The 13,947-nt window shown below is 55.1% G+C and carries 14 protein-coding genes; 11 read left to right on the top strand and 3 right to left on the bottom strand.

Annotated elements, in window-relative coordinates; genetic code table 11:
* Window positions 1–16 precede the first annotated feature (16 nt).
* From EYC98_RS20440 to EYC98_RS20430, 3 genes are all read left to right on the top strand, one after another.
* Window positions 17–1,207, top strand: a complete 1,191-nt coding sequence (locus EYC98_RS20440; protein ID WP_279247264.1) for an acyl-CoA dehydrogenase family protein — start codon at window positions 17–19, stop codon at window positions 1,205–1,207.
* Between the two features lie 39 nt (window positions 1,208–1,246).
* Window positions 1,247–2,038, top strand: a complete 792-nt coding sequence (locus EYC98_RS20435; RefSeq protein ID WP_279247263.1) for an SDR family oxidoreductase — start codon at window positions 1,247–1,249, stop codon at window positions 2,036–2,038.
* 86 nt (window positions 2,039–2,124) lie between these two features.
* Window positions 2,125–3,387, top strand: coding sequence for an AmpG family muropeptide MFS transporter (locus EYC98_RS20430; RefSeq protein ID WP_320415568.1), 1,263 nt, complete (start codon window positions 2,125–2,127; stop codon window positions 3,385–3,387).
* Here the strand turns inward: EYC98_RS20430 and EYC98_RS20425 are convergent.
* On the bottom strand, window positions 3,372–3,683 hold the full coding sequence (locus EYC98_RS20425; protein ID WP_279247262.1) for an MGMT family protein: 312 nt from the start codon (window positions 3,681–3,683) through the stop codon (window positions 3,372–3,374). The two genes, EYC98_RS20430 and EYC98_RS20425, sit on opposite strands and share 16 nt — an antisense overlap.
* A gap of 24 nt (window positions 3,684–3,707) precedes the next feature.
* A complete protein-coding gene (locus EYC98_RS20420; protein WP_279247261.1) occupies window positions 3,708–4,469 on the bottom strand; it encodes an SDR family oxidoreductase in 762 nt (253 codons plus the stop codon).
* Window positions 4,470–4,576: 107 nt separating this feature from the next.
* On the opposite strand from EYC98_RS20420, the gene EYC98_RS20415 reads away from it, so the two are divergent.
* From EYC98_RS20415 to EYC98_RS20395, 5 genes are all read left to right on the top strand, one after another.
* The gene (locus EYC98_RS20415; protein ID WP_279247260.1) at window positions 4,577–5,041 is read left to right on the top strand and encodes an FxsA family protein; all 465 of its coding nucleotides are present in this window, start codon (window positions 4,577–4,579) and stop codon (window positions 5,039–5,041) included.
* Window positions 5,042–5,254: 213 nt separating this feature from the next.
* Window positions 5,255–5,545, top strand: a complete 291-nt coding sequence (locus tag EYC98_RS20410; RefSeq protein WP_279247259.1) for a co-chaperone GroES — start codon at window positions 5,255–5,257, stop codon at window positions 5,543–5,545.
* A gap of 52 nt (window positions 5,546–5,597) precedes the next feature.
* Window positions 5,598–7,250, top strand: coding sequence for a chaperonin GroEL (gene groL, locus EYC98_RS20405; protein ID WP_279247351.1), 1,653 nt, complete (start codon window positions 5,598–5,600; stop codon window positions 7,248–7,250).
* A 209-nt stretch (window positions 7,251–7,459) separates the two neighbouring features.
* Window positions 7,460–8,077 (top strand): urate hydroxylase PuuD, encoded by a 618-nt coding sequence (locus tag EYC98_RS20400; RefSeq protein WP_279247258.1) that lies wholly within the window; start codon window positions 7,460–7,462, stop codon window positions 8,075–8,077.
* 71 nt (window positions 8,078–8,148) lie between these two features.
* Window positions 8,149–8,889 carry a hypothetical protein gene (locus EYC98_RS20395; protein WP_279247257.1) on the top strand — a complete coding sequence of 247 codons (741 nt, stop codon included), beginning with the start codon at window positions 8,149–8,151 and terminating at the stop codon, window positions 8,887–8,889.
* A 24-nt stretch (window positions 8,890–8,913) separates the two neighbouring features.
* Here the strand turns inward: EYC98_RS20395 and EYC98_RS20390 are convergent, their stop codons facing one another.
* Window positions 8,914–9,693, bottom strand: coding sequence for an enoyl-CoA hydratase (locus EYC98_RS20390; protein WP_279247256.1), 780 nt, complete (start codon window positions 9,691–9,693; stop codon window positions 8,914–8,916).
* 136 nt (window positions 9,694–9,829) lie between these two features.
* Between EYC98_RS20390 and EYC98_RS20385 the strand changes: the two genes are divergently transcribed.
* From EYC98_RS20385 to EYC98_RS20375, 3 genes are all read left to right on the top strand, one after another.
* Window positions 9,830–11,353 carry a fumarate hydratase gene (locus EYC98_RS20385; RefSeq protein ID WP_279247255.1) on the top strand — a complete coding sequence of 508 codons (1,524 nt, stop codon included), beginning with the start codon at window positions 9,830–9,832 and terminating at the stop codon, window positions 11,351–11,353.
* Between the two features lie 26 nt (window positions 11,354–11,379).
* The gene (gene sbcB / locus EYC98_RS20380; protein ID WP_279247254.1) at window positions 11,380–12,813 is read left to right on the top strand and encodes an exodeoxyribonuclease I; all 1,434 of its coding nucleotides are present in this window, start codon (window positions 11,380–11,382) and stop codon (window positions 12,811–12,813) included.
* A gap of 116 nt (window positions 12,814–12,929) precedes the next feature.
* Window positions 12,930–13,943 (top strand): aspartate carbamoyltransferase, encoded by a 1,014-nt coding sequence (locus EYC98_RS20375; RefSeq protein WP_279247253.1) that lies wholly within the window; start codon window positions 12,930–12,932, stop codon window positions 13,941–13,943.
* Window positions 13,944–13,947 lie beyond the last annotated feature (4 nt).

Here is a 13,947-nt window from a genome sequence, read left to right as displayed (position 1 = left end):
CGCGGGAGAGCAAAAGATGAAGTTAAGTTTCAGCGCAGAAGACGAACAATTTCGCGGCGAGATTGCGACCTGGCTAGAGCAGAACCTGTGCGGCGAATTTGAGCAATTGCGCGGCCGTGGCGGGCCGGGTGACGAGCACATGTATCCGGACGAACGCAAAGCCTGGGAGCGCAAGTTGGCTGAAGGTGGCTGGACCTGTATCGGGTGGCCACAGGAGTACGGCGGTCGCGGTGCCAGTATTGAGCAGCAGGTGGTGTTTCACGAAGAGTACGCACGGGCCGGTGGCCCTGGCCGCATGGGGCATATCGGTGAAGGCCTGACGGGTCCGACCTTGATTGCTTTTGGTAGCGAAGAACAGAAACAGCGCTTTCTGCCTGGTATTCTTGCGGGCACAGAGTTCTGGTGTCAGGGCTATTCAGAGCCGAGTGCCGGGTCTGACCTTGCCAACGTTAAGACGAAAGCGCATTTTGATGAGACAGCAGGTCAATGGCTGATTAACGGTCAGAAAGTGTGGACCTCCAATGCCCACGAATCTGAATACTGCTTTGTGATTGCCCGCACTGATCCAGAGAGTGTCGGCCACAAGGGGCTGGGGTTCTTTTTGTTGGCGATGGATCAACCCGGTATTGACGTGCGGCCGATCGAACAGTTGACCGGCACCAGCGAATTCAATGAAGTGTTTTTTGATGATGCTCACTGTAGCGCTCAGGATATTGTCGGCGCTCCAGGCGAAGGCTGGAAAGTGGCGATGGGGCTACTGGGCTTTGAACGCGGCGTGTCCACGCTGGGACAGCAGATGCTGTTCCAGAACGAACTGGATGAGATCATCCGCGTTGCCAAACTGAACGGTGCCGCCACCGACCCTGTGATAAGGCAACGCATTGCTGATGCCCATGTGGGTTTACGTATTATGCGCTTCAATAGCATGCGCACTCTGTCGGGCGGCGGTGATGATGGCACTTTGCAAAAGGAAGCCATGATCTACAAACTGTATTGGTCAACCTGGCACCGTAATCTGGGCAAGCTGGCCATGGATGTGCTGGGGCCGGAGTCAGAAGTGCTGGAAGCTGGACCTTACGAACTTAATCGTTTGCAGTCGATGTACCTGTTTACCCGCGCCGATACGATTTACGGTGGCACTAATCAGATTCAAAGAAATATTATTGCGGAACGGGCGCTGGGTATGCCCCGTGAACCGCGTGGATAATCAACCAGGCGCCGCTAGCGGTCGCAAGAGGAAGCACTCATGGCTCTAAAAGAACCACCACCCTATGTTGCAGGACACAATTTGCTGGCCGGTAAAAGCGTGCTGATTACCGCCGCTGCTGGTGCGGGTATTGGCTTTGCCGCTGCCACCCGTGCCGTTGAAGAGGGCGCGCGCGCAGTAATGATTAGCGATATACACGAGGGACGTCTGGAAAAAGCAGTCGCCGCTTTGAAATCTGAAACCGGTTTGGAGTCAGTCTATGGCAAGCTCGCCAATGTGACCGATGAGGCCGACGTACAGGCTCTGGTGGACGAGGCTGAAGCGACGATGGGTGGGGTGGACGTACTGATTAACAATGCCGGCTTAGGCGGCACCAAGCTGTTGGTCGATATGGAAGACGATGAATGGAGCCGGGTGCTGGATGTGACACTGACCGGAACCATGCGTATGTCTCGTGCCATGCTGAAGAAGATGCAGCCGCGCGGAACGGGTGTGATTGTTAACAACGCCTCTGTATTGGGCTGGCGGGCACAGAAAGAGCAGTGTCATTATGCTGCGGCTAAGGCCGGAGTTATGGCATTGACGCGTTGCTCTGCGTTGGAGGCCGCTGATCATGGGGTGCGTATCAATGCCGTTTCTCCCTCGATTGCGTTTCACGATTTCTTGAAGAAGACGTCTCCCATGGAACTGCTCGAAGAGCTGGCAGCGAAAGAGGCTTTTGGCCGCGCTGCCGAAGTCTGGGAAGTGGCTAACGTAATGATGTTCCTGGCATCGGATTATTCCGGCTATATGACTGGCGAAGTGTTGTCCTGCTCCTCTCAGCACGCCTGATTCCATAGCATTTATAGCGCGGTAGCGGTCATGGCCGTATACTGCGTTGATGCCTCCTATAGCGCTCCGCAAGAGTTACCCCGCCTTTGACTGATATCGATTGGCGCCAGGCTATTCTAAATCGGCGCATGCTGATTTGCGTGTTCACCGGGCTTGCCTCCGGAATGCCCTTGTATGTGCTGATACAGCTCATTCCCGCCTGGCTGCGGGACTCCGGCATTAGTCTGGTAGACATTGGGTTATTGTCACTGGTCACCATTCCTTACACGTGGAAATTTGCCTGGGCGCCGCTGCTGGATCGTTATGTGCCGCCATTTCTAGGGCGGCGTCGCGGATGGATGCTGGTCACCCAGGTGCTGCTGCTATTGAGTATCGGTTGCATGGGGTGGGCGCAACCGCAGGTTTCGTTCACTACCGTCAGTGTGGTGGCTTTTTTGATAGCGCTGTTTAGTGCCAGCCAGGATGTGGTGCTGGACGGTTATCGGCGTGAAATTCTGCTCGATTCAGAACTGGGTCTGGGTAACTCAATTCACGTACAAGCCTACCGCATCTCGTCGCTGGTGCCGGGTTCTCTGGCGCTGATTCTGGCCGACCATTTACCCTGGAGTACGGTGTTCTGGATTACTGGCGGGTTCATGTTGGTGGGTATTGGGCTGAGTCTTGCCGTCAGCGAACCAGAATCCGAATTGCCTGAAGCCAGCGGCCTGAAGGAGGCGGTGGTGGCGCCTTTTCGCGAGTATATCGGCCGTCGCGGCTGGAATGGCGTGTTTCTGGTAATCGGCTTTATGTGCCTGTACAAGCTCGGCGACAGCATGGCGACGGCGCTGTCTACGCCATTCTATATGGATTTGGGTTTTAGCATGACCGAGATCGGCCTGGTCGCTAAACATGCAGCGCTGTGGCCTTCCATTATCGGCGGCCTTTTGGGCGGCGTAGTGATGATCAAGTTGGGCATCAATCGCGCTTTGTGGATGTTTGGGGTAGTGCAGGTGGTTAGCATCTTTGGCTTCGCACTGCTGGCCGAGGCTGGCGCGGTGACCTGGCTGCTGGCAGCGGTGATCAGTTTTGAGTATCTGGGGGTAGGGATGGGTACTGCTGCGTTTACCGCGTTTATTGCCCGCGAGACCAGCCGCAAATTTGCCGCCACTCAGTTTGCTTTGTTCACCGCTCTGGCGGCCATGCCGCGGACTTTCGCCAATGCCAGTACCGGGGCGATTGTTGAAGCGGTGGGCTGGACTGAGTTTTTCTTGTTGTGTGCGCTGATTGCATTACCGGGTATGGCATTGCTGCACTGGGTGGCGCCTTGGCAGGAAAAGGCGTCAGCTGATGAGGCTCAGGGCCACCAATAGTCCTGACTGCGCAGGCGTCCTGCAGCGGTAAAAAACACCCCTTCTGCTTGCAGTCTTTGGCGCTGCTCCTCATAGGCTTCACCGCCGGGTGGCAATGATAATTTGCCCTGACTGTTGATAACGCGGTGCCAGGGGATCTGTGTGTCCCGCGGTAGACCGCGCAAGGCGTGGCCGGTGAGACGGGCGGCGCCAGCCAGTCCGGCCAGTTTGGCCACTCGGCCGTAGCTGCTGACGCGACCGGCCGGGATGGCGTGTACTACCTGCCAGATACGATGTTTGTTATCGGGCTCTGGCATTAGCTTTGCTGGGCAAGCGGCCGGTTACAACCGGATACCGCCGTCTATTTCAAAGACGCGACCACTCACGTAGTCGTTCTCAAGAATAAAGGCGGCAGCGTGCGCAATTTCGTCAGGGCGGGCCATTCTGCCGAGCGGGATTTGCGCCTCCATTTTTGCCAACGCCTCAGGCTTCATGCTGGCGACCATATCGGTGGCGACGAAACCGGGTGCGATAGCGGCGGTGCGAATGCCGTAGCGAGCCAGTTCCTTGGCCCATGTCACGGCCATGGTGGCTACGCCAGACTTGGCCGCAGAGTAGTTGGTCTGGCCCATATTACCGGCCCGAGATACTGACGAAATATTGATGATGACGCCTTCGGTGCCGAGCTCGATAAACTTGGTGGCAGCTTCGCGTCCGCACAGAAAGACCCCCGTCAGGTTTACGTCAATGACCGCCTGCCATTCTGCCAGGCTCATGCGCTTGACGATTTCCCCATCCTTGACCTTCAGCAACAGACCGTCCCGCAGAATGCCCGCGTTATTGACCAGTCCGTGCAAGCTGCCAAAATCTGAAACTACCTGAGCGAACAGTTCGGTGACTTCATCTTCCGCTGCTATGTTGGCAAGATAACCGCGTCCTTCGCCCCCGGCATCGACACAAAGTTGCGCAGTTTCGTCGAGTTTTTCCTGATTTAAGTCGACTAACGCCAGCTTGGCACCTTTGCTTGCCAATCCTACTGCTATAGCCCGTCCCAGACCTTGAGCACCGCCGGTGACAACTATGACCTTATCTTTCAAATCCATGCTGATAACTACCTTGTTTGGTTTTGGTGGCGCGCATTTTACACCAACAAACTGCGTTAGGCACCGCGCGCACTTGCAATGTCGGCGATCATCCCAATAATGTGGGTATGCCTTGGATATTTATATTGCTGCCCTGGCTGGAGCTATGGACTCTGATTGAGTTAGGCTCTGAGATTGGCGGCTTCGCGACCCTGCTATATGTAGCGGGAACACTGTTTCTGGGTTTGGGATTACTGCGCCGAAAGGGGCTGTCGATGCTACGGCAGATGCAGACACAGTATGGGGGGCGAGTGTTGGGCCCCCAGTTGTTATTGGATGATGCGGCGGTATTGGGTAGCGGCCTGTTACTGATGATTCCCGGCGTGATCACCGATATTCTGGCTCTGCTGCTCATGGTAGGGCCGCTGCGCCGAGGTTTGGCGAGGCTGATAGGTGGCTCTAATGGCGAGCAAGAAGGCCTTCAAGACCACCCGCAAGACCGCACACAAAATAGGGCCTTCGAGGCGCGGCAGCCGCGGGATCCTGGCCAGCAGCAGACATTGGAAGGCGAATTTCGGCGTCTGGACGACTAAATCCGCGCTTTGTTAGCCCCCGCGACCTAAATACGGCTTGACGAGCCGACTTTCCTGACTAAAATTAGCACTCCCAAAGGGAGAGTGCTAAAAAAGGTCACCTATTTTGTATCTTGAACCTTGAAATCCAGCGCTCAGGCCCCATCTAGTGAGGCGAGCCGGCATCCCGGTGCGTCGGTACGATAACCAACATAATTTTGGAGATGTGCAAAGATGAATATCCGTCCGTTATACGACCGTGTGGTCGTACGTCGTAAGGAAGAGGAAGAAACTACAGCAGGCGGTATCCTTCTGCCCGGTTCCGCCAAAGAAAAGCCCAACCAGGGTGAAGTCATAGCTGTTGGCGAAGGCAAAGTTCTCGAGAGCGGTGAAATCCGTGCGCTGGCAGTAAAAGTTGGCGATACCGTTGTTTTCGGCCAATACGCTGGCGGCAACACCATCGAAGTTGATGGCGAAGAGCTGATCATTATGGGCGAAAGTGAAATCTACGGCGTTATCGATTAATCGATACCCCTTCACCGTTCAATCGTATTTCAATATTCAAGAAAGGATTTAGATAATGGCTAAACAAGTTATTTTTGGTGATGAAGCTCGTCAGCGTATGCTGACTGGCGTCAACGTCCTCGCCGACGCCGTCAAGGCGACTCTGGGACCCAAGGGACGCAACGTTATTCTGGACAAGTCTTTCGGTGCTCCTACCGTGACTAAAGACGGTGTATCTGTAGCGAAAGAAATCGAGCTGAAAGACAAGCTCGAGAACATGGGCGCACAGATGGTCAAGGAAGTTGCTTCCCAGGCTTCTGATGCTGCTGGCGACGGTACCACTACCGCCACCGTATTGGCTCAGTCAATCTTGAACGAAGGTCTAAAGTCGGTTGCTGCTGGCATGAACCCAATGGACCTCAAGCGTGGCATCGACAAAGCTGTTGCTGCTGCCGTTGAGCAAATCCAGGCGCAAGCTACTCCTTGTGAAGACAGCAAAGCCATTGCTCAGGTAGGGACTATCTCTGCCAACAGCGACACTCAAGTGGGTGAGATTATTGCTGAAGCCATGGACAAAGTCGGTAAAGAAGGCGTCATCACTGTTGAAGAAGGTTCCGGTCTGGAAAACGAGCTGGAAGTTGTTGAAGGCATGCAGTTTGATCGCGGTTACCTGTCTCCTTACTTCATTAACAACCAGGAAAGCATGAGCGCTGATGTTGAAGCGCCTTTCATCCTGCTGGTTGACAAGAAAATCTCCAACATTCGTGAACTGCTGCCACTGCTGGAGCAAGTAGCCAAGGCAAGCAAGCCGCTGGTTATCGTTGCCGAAGACGTTGAAGGCGAAGCGCTGGCTACACTGGTTGTTAACAACATGCGTGGAATCGTCAAGGTTGCTGCTTGTAAGGCGCCTGGTTTTGGTGACCGTCGCAAGGCTATGCTGCAGGATATCGCTATTCTGACTGGCGGTACTGTGATCTCTGAAGAAGTCGGCCTTGACCTCGAGTCTGCGACTCTGGAGCACCTGGGTTCTGCCAAGCGTGTGACTATGGACAAGGACAACAGCACCATCATCGATGGATCTGGCGATCATGACGCAATCACTTCTCGCGTTAATGAGATTCGCGTGCAGGTTGAAAACACTTCTTCTGATTACGATCGTGAGAAGCTGCAAGAGCGTGTTGCCAAATTGGCTGGCGGTGTTGCAGTTATCAAAGTGGGCGCTACCACTGAGATGGAAATGAAAGAGAAGAAGGCACGTGTTGAAGACGCTCTGCACTCTACCCGCGCTGCGGTTGAAGAGGGTGTGGTTGCTGGCGGTGGTGTTGCACTGGTGCGCGCTGTTGACGCCATTCGCGGTCTTGAAGGTGACAACGAAGATCAGACTCACGGCATTAATGCAGCTATTCGCGCAATGGAAAGCCCACTGCGTCAAATCGTTGAAAATGCCGGTGATGAAGCTTCCGTTGTTCTGGACAAGGTCAAGAACGGCGGCACGGGTAATTATGGCTACAACGCCCAGACTTCCGAGTACGGCGACATGATTGAGATGGGTATTCTCGATCCTGCCAAAGTCACACGCACAGCTCTGCAAGCAGCTGGTTCTGTTGCTGGCCTGATGATCACCACGGAAGTGATGATTTCTGAAGAGCCGGACGATGGCGCTGGTGGTGGTGCTCCTGGCATGCCTGATATGGGCGGCATGGGTGGCATGGGCGGCATGATGTAAGCTTAGCCTCATCCTAAAGACCCCGCTTTATGCGGGGTTTTTTTTGCCTTCAAACTGGGCACTTGGCTAGCGTTAGCTGGCAGCCGCTGTTGCAGTAGTTACAATAGTTTTTGCAGAATGACGTTTATTAAACGGTGCCAAGGTCTTAGAATAGCGCCAAAGGTTTACTGTGAGCCTAATAACACCGTCAACACACTTGGGGAAATACTATGATTCTGGAATTTATCTTTCGTTGGGCGCACGTTCTGTTCGGCATCACCTGGATAGGCATGCTCTATTACTTCAACTTTGTCCAGACCGAGTACTTTAAGGAAGCTGAAGCGGACGCCAAGGCCGACGCCATCAAGAAGCTGGCGCCGCGTGCATTGTGGTGGTTTCGGTGGGGCGCAATGTTTACCTTCATTACCGGTATGTACTTGCTGTACGCCATAGGCGCGCATTCAAACCTGCTCGGACAGCCGGTTATTTGGGTTGGCGCCCTCGCGGGTATTTTTATGTTCCTCAATGTGTGGCTGATTATTTGGCCTAACCAGAAGGTAGTGCTGGGCCTGAAAGAAGGCGACGGACCTGCTTCTGCTGCCAAGGCCGGCCTGGCTTCGCGCACTAACACGCTGTTTTCGGGGCCTATGCTGTTTGGCATGTTGGGTTCAAAGCACCTGTATATCGATGCCAGCCCCACCGCAGTGTACGTCGCGCTGGGCTTGATCACTCTGCTCGAAGTCAACGCTCTGTTCGGTAAGACTGGTCCGATGACCAGCGTGAAAGGTGTGATTCACTGCAGTTTGGCGCTGACCATAGCGACTTGGGCGATTCTGGTTTACGTCTAAAGCTACTATCGGGCCGGGATATCATCCCGGCCCACCGCTCCACCGCATTTTACTAACGTTGTTACTATCCCATGCCGACCAGAGATGACTCTATTGATGATATCCCCTCCATCATTCCCCAGCGGGATGAAGGCGCGATAGGCACAACTACGCGTGGGCGAACGGCCTCCAGTAGTAGCGGCGGTGCGGGCCTTTGGGCGCGCCTGTTGATTACCCTTAGCCTGGTTGTGGCTGCCGTTGCCTGTGCTTGGGCCTGGCAGCTGCAGACAGCGCTGGAACGCTCAGATGAGGTACAGCTACGCTATGAAACGCGTATCGCAGACCTTGAGGACCGTTTATCAGATACTGATGAAGGTATGAGCCAGTCTGCGACGGCAATGGCGGTGAAGATCAAAGAGCTCTATTCCGAGGTGGATAAGCTGTGGGCTTCTGCTTGGCGTCGCAATAAAGCAAAAATAGCTGCGCTTGATAAATCAACAGCCAGCCACGGCAGCACGCTGGCGTCGTTACAAAAAACTGACAAAGATTATTCGGCCCAGCTGCAAACGCTGGCCGCGGACATGAAAGCGCTGCAGGCGGTTGCTGGTGACCTGGAGCGTATGCAGAATACAGCCAATGCCAGTGAGGCACAGCTGGAGCGCCTGGGTGACGACCTTAACCGCCTCAACCTTGAATTTGCGAAGTTACAGCGTCGGGTTGGTGTCGGCGAAGAGTGGGTGGAATCAAACAACAATTTCCGCCGTACGGTTAACCGTAATCTTTCTGAGATCAATACCCGCATGAACGAAATTCAGGGCGTTGCTACGCCCTGACACTTATCTTTAATCGCTCCGGTGCTAAAAGCGCGCCGGGCGTTTTTCCAAAAAGGCCTGCAGTGCTTCGCGTGCTTCGTCTGAGCTTAAGGCTTCTCTGAAATATTTCTGTTCCGCATCGTTGGCATCACGCAGGCTCTGTCGCAGCGGTTCGCGCAGCAGGTTTTTGGTGGCCCGCACTGAAGCCGGAGCCAGCTGCGCAAGGCGCTCCGCCTCGCTTGTGGCCATACCAATCACATCCGTATCGACGACAGCGTTGATCATCCCTATTTCGCGGGCGGTGTCGGCGCTAAATACGTCCCCCAGCACTAACAACTCCATCGCTTTCTGGTGTCCCACCAGGCGCGGCAGCAGTAGGCTGGAAGCGGCCTCTGGTACCAAGCCCAGTTGACTGAAGGGCAATCTAAACTTGCTGTTGCTGGCCGCGTAAATCAGATCGCAATGCAGTAACAAGGTGGTGCCAACGCCCACGGCGGGGCCTGCTACCGCTGCTACCAGAGGTGTCTGCGACTCTGTCAGCGCGCGGATCATCCGCAGTGCCGGTATTTCAGCGTAGCCCTCCTGATCGGGGTTCGCGAACGAGCTGAGATCGTTGCCTGCGGTAAAGCATTCCTCACTGCCGTAAATCAGCACGGCCCTTACTTGAGCATCCGTATCGGCATATTCAATGGCTTCTGCCAGTGCGGAGTACATGGCGTTATCGAGGGCATTACGCTTGCTGGCACGATTCAGCGTCACGTGCAGAACGTGATTTTGCAGGCGATAGACGACGCTGTCAGTGCAGGATTTGAGGTTCAGACTCATGCTGTTACATTCTCCAGGTTGGCAAGCGCTTTAGCATAGCAGCGGCCGCCAGAGTTGTAGAGAGCAGCAGGCGCGGTGCGGCACTTCTTGATGTACAATACCGGCCCTGTTTTTGTCACTTTTGAGGACTTTTAGCATGACGGTTATTCGTCAGGATGATTTCATCGACAGTGTTGCCGATGCCTTGCAGTTTATTTCCTACTTTCACCCGCTGGATTTTGTGAAGGCCATTCACGAGGCCTATGAGCACGAGCAGAATCCGGCCGCCAAAGATGCCATGGCGCAGATTCTTATCAACTCACGGATGTGCGCGCAGGGACGGCGCCCTATTTGTCAGGATACTGGCATCGTGACTGTGTTCTTGAAGATTGGCATGCAAGTGCAGTGGGAGGCAAAAATGTCTGTCACTGACATGGTCAATGAGGGCGTGCGCCGCGCCTATCTGAACCCGGACAATGTATTGCGTGCGTCCATCCTTGAAGACCCGGCCGGAGCACGTCGTAACACCAAAGACAATACGCCCGCGGTTATTCATATGGAAGTGGTAGAGGGCGACACCGTAGATGTCGCGCTGGCTGCGAAGGGCGGCGGTTCAGAGAACAAGTCGAAAATGGTCATGCTCAACCCGTCGGACAGTATTGTTGACTGGGTAGTTAAAACCGTTCCCACGATGGGGGCCGGCTGGTGCCCACCCGGTATGCTCGGCATTGGTATTGGCGGTACGGCCGAAAAGGCCGCTGTAATGGCCAAGGAAAGCCTGATGGACCCGGTCGATATTCATGATTTGCGCAAGCGTGGGCCGGCCAATCGGGCTGAAGAACTGCGACTGGAGATCATGGACGCGGTCAATAAATTGGGTATTGGTGCCCAGGGTTTAGGCGGCCTGACCACTGTCGTTGACGTCAAAATCAAGGACTATCCTACCCACGCAGCCTCTCTGCCCGTAGCGATGATCCCCAATTGTGCAGCCACTCGACACGCGCATTTTGTGCTGGATGGGAGCGGGCCCTCGCTGCAGACCCCGCCCAATCTGGACGATTGGCCCGATATTACCCGTGAAGCTGGCGATAACGTCAAACGGGTTAATCTGGACACAGTGACTGAAGCTGAAGCAGCCAGTTGGAAGCCCGGTGACACGCTGCTGTTGTCTGGCAAAATGCTGACCGGCCGAGATGCCGCGCATAAGAAAATGAAGGAGCTCATAGAAAGTGGCGAAGGCTTGCCAGCGGACGTCGATTTTAAGGGTAAGTTCATTTATTACGTGGGGCCAGTGGACCCTGTCCGTGACGAGGTGATGGGTCCGGCGGGCCCAACCACAGCCACGCGCATGGACAAGTTTACCGACTTCATTTTGGAGCACACCGGCCTGATGGGCATGATTGGTAAGGCAGAGCGTGGTCCCACCGGTATAGAGGCTATTCGCAAGCATAAGTCGACTTACCTGATGGCCGTGGGCGGCGCCGCCTATCTGGTTTCCAAGGCGATTACTCAGGCCCGGGTTGTGGCATTTCCAGAGCTGGGAATGGAGGCAATCTATGAGTTTGAGGTCAACGAAATGCCGGTGACGGTAGCCGTTGATGTCACCGGAGAGTCAGTGCATCAGACTGGCCCGGCTATCTGGAAGCAGAAAATTGAAGAGCAGGCGTTAGAGTTGATCTAAGCTGCCGGGGCGGCATGGGAGAAGCTGTGAAAGGAACCTTCTACTGGCACGACTACGAGACCTTTGGCACGGATGTCAGTCGCGACCGGCCGGTGCAGTTTGCCGGAGTGCGCACTGACGCTGATTTTAACGTCGTCGGTGAGCCGCTGATGATTTACTCACAGCCGGCGCGCGATGTGTTGCCGCAACCGGAGGCCTGTCTGGTGACAGGAATTACGCCCCAGCAGGCGCTGGCTGGCGGGGTCCCCGAACGCGAGTTTATTGCGCAGATTCACGCTGAAATGGCGCAGCCCGGTACGTGCTCAGTGGGTTACAACAGCCTGCGCTTTGATGACGAAGTCACGCGTTACACCCTGTATCGAAATTTTTACGATCCCTACGCCAGAGAGTATCGCGACGGTAACTCGCGTTGGGATATTATCGACATGGTACGCCTCACCCATGCGCTGCGCCCCGAGGGTATTGTCTGGCCGAAGCGAGAAGACGGGCTGCCTTCGTTCCGGTTAGAGCAGTTAACCGAGGCCAATGGAATCGGGCATGAGGCCGCGCATGATGCTTTATCGGACGTCTATGCCACTATCGCCGTAGCGCGTTTGATTCGGGAGCGACAGCCGCGTTTGTATGATTACGTACTGCAACATCGTGACAAGCAGTCTGCCGCACAATTGCTCGATCTGAGCGCACCGCGACCGGTGTTACACGTCTCCGGTATGTTTGGCGCGGCAAGGGATAATATTGCGCTGATCCTGCCTTTGGCCAAACATCCGACCAATAGTAACGAAGTCATCTGTTTTGATCTCGATAGTGATCCCGCTGAGCTACAGACGCTGGACGCCGACGCCCTGCGCGAGCGTTTGTTTACTCCGCTTGCTGAACAGACGGAAGGCTTGGCCCGGCTGGGTTTGAAGTCGGTGCGACTGAATCGCTGCCCGGTGCTGGTGACACCGAAGCTACTTGACGCCCCCACCGCTGAACGATTGCAGATAGACGTTACTCGCTGCCGCCAGCACCGCCAGCTTCTGGCCGGAATAGATGGCCTTAGCGAAAAGCTCCAGCAGGTTTACAGCGGTCGCCAGTTGGCACCCATTACCGACCCTGATCGGATGCTCTACAGCGGAGGTTTTTTTAGCGATGCTGATCGTCGTGTGATGAATCGTGTTATCGACTGCTCGCCGGAGCAACTGGCGCAGGAAAGCCTGGTTTTTGAAGATCGGCGGCTGCCAGAAATGTTGTTTCGCTACCGGGCACGCAATTATCCGCAGTCACTAACGTCAGAAGAAGCCGCGCAATGGGAGGAACAGCGTTTTGCCTACCTCACGGAAGCGGAGGCAGGTGCCAGTATCGTGATGGATGATTTTCTGGGCCGTATTGAGCAGTTACAGGCCCAACACGACGGCAATAGCGCCGCACAGGCCGTGCTGCAGGACCTCCTCGCCTATAGCGATCAGCTACTGGGCTGAATGCCGGGTTTGAGGCGGGGCCAGCGACTGAGAGGTTATCCCGTAATTGGTGTTATTTCCCTTCCACGGGAGTGGGCCGGGTCTATAATGGAGATCAACCAGCTAAGGAGGTGTTCGTGCAGTTCGCCGGCAGCCATATTCTCTCCGTTAATCAGTTTCAACGCCCCGATATCGAAGGTATATTTTCGGTAGCGGACCGTATGCGTCCCTATGCTCATCGTGAGAAAGTGACCCGCGTACTCGATGGCGCGATTCTTGGATCCATGTTTTTCGAGCCCAGTACCCGAACCCGCGTCAGTTTTGGCTGCGCGTTTAATCTACTGGGCGGTCAGGTGCGCGAGACCACAGGGTTTGAACATTCCGCCATCGCCAAGGGCGAGTCGCTGTATGACACGGCCCGTGTTATCTCAGGCTATAGCGATGTTATCGCGATGCGCCACCCCGAGTCAGGCTCAGTCGCTGATTTTGCACGGGCCAGCCGAGTGCCTGTCATTAATGGCGGTGATGGCGCCAATGAGCACCCCAGTCAGGCGTTGCTGGATCTGTACACCATTAAGAGTGAGGTGCAGGGGCGTGGCGGCTCTATCGATAATCTGCGCATTGCGCTGATTGGTGATCTGCGTTTTGGCCGTACGGTGCATTCACTGTGTCGGTTGTTGTGTTTATTCGATGACCTGACTGTTTATCTGATCTCGCCGCAAGAGCTACGCATGCCCGAGGATATTGTCGAGACGATGCGCAGTGCTGGGCATAAAGTCCTGGAAACTGACGAGCTTGAGGCCAATATCGCTCACGTGGATATCGCGTACTCTACCCGCATACAGGAGGAGCGTTTCGATTCCAAAGAGGAGGCGGCGACCTACCGGGGTCGTTTTCGTCTGAACCAGAATATATATACCCGTCATTGCGAACCCAACACAGTGATTATGCATCCGCTGCCCAGGGATTCCCGTGCTGGCGCTAACGAGCTCGATAACGACCTTAATGACAATCCTAATCTGGCTATTTTTCGTCAGGCCGATAATGGCGTCTTAGTGCGTATGGCGCTGTTTGCCATGATTCTGGACGTGGTTGACCAGGTGGACCGCGAGGCCCGCAGTGTCAGTTGGTATATCGGGTCACGGTACTGAGTCA

Origin of the sequence: Candidatus Litorirhabdus singularis, assembly GCF_026262625.1 — a bacterium.
In the GTDB taxonomy this organism is placed as follows: Bacteria; Pseudomonadota; Gammaproteobacteria; order Pseudomonadales; family Halieaceae; genus Litorirhabdus; species Litorirhabdus singularis.
The sequence above is the reverse complement of the archived record's forward strand: the minus strand, read 5'-3'. Positions and strand labels throughout refer to the sequence as shown.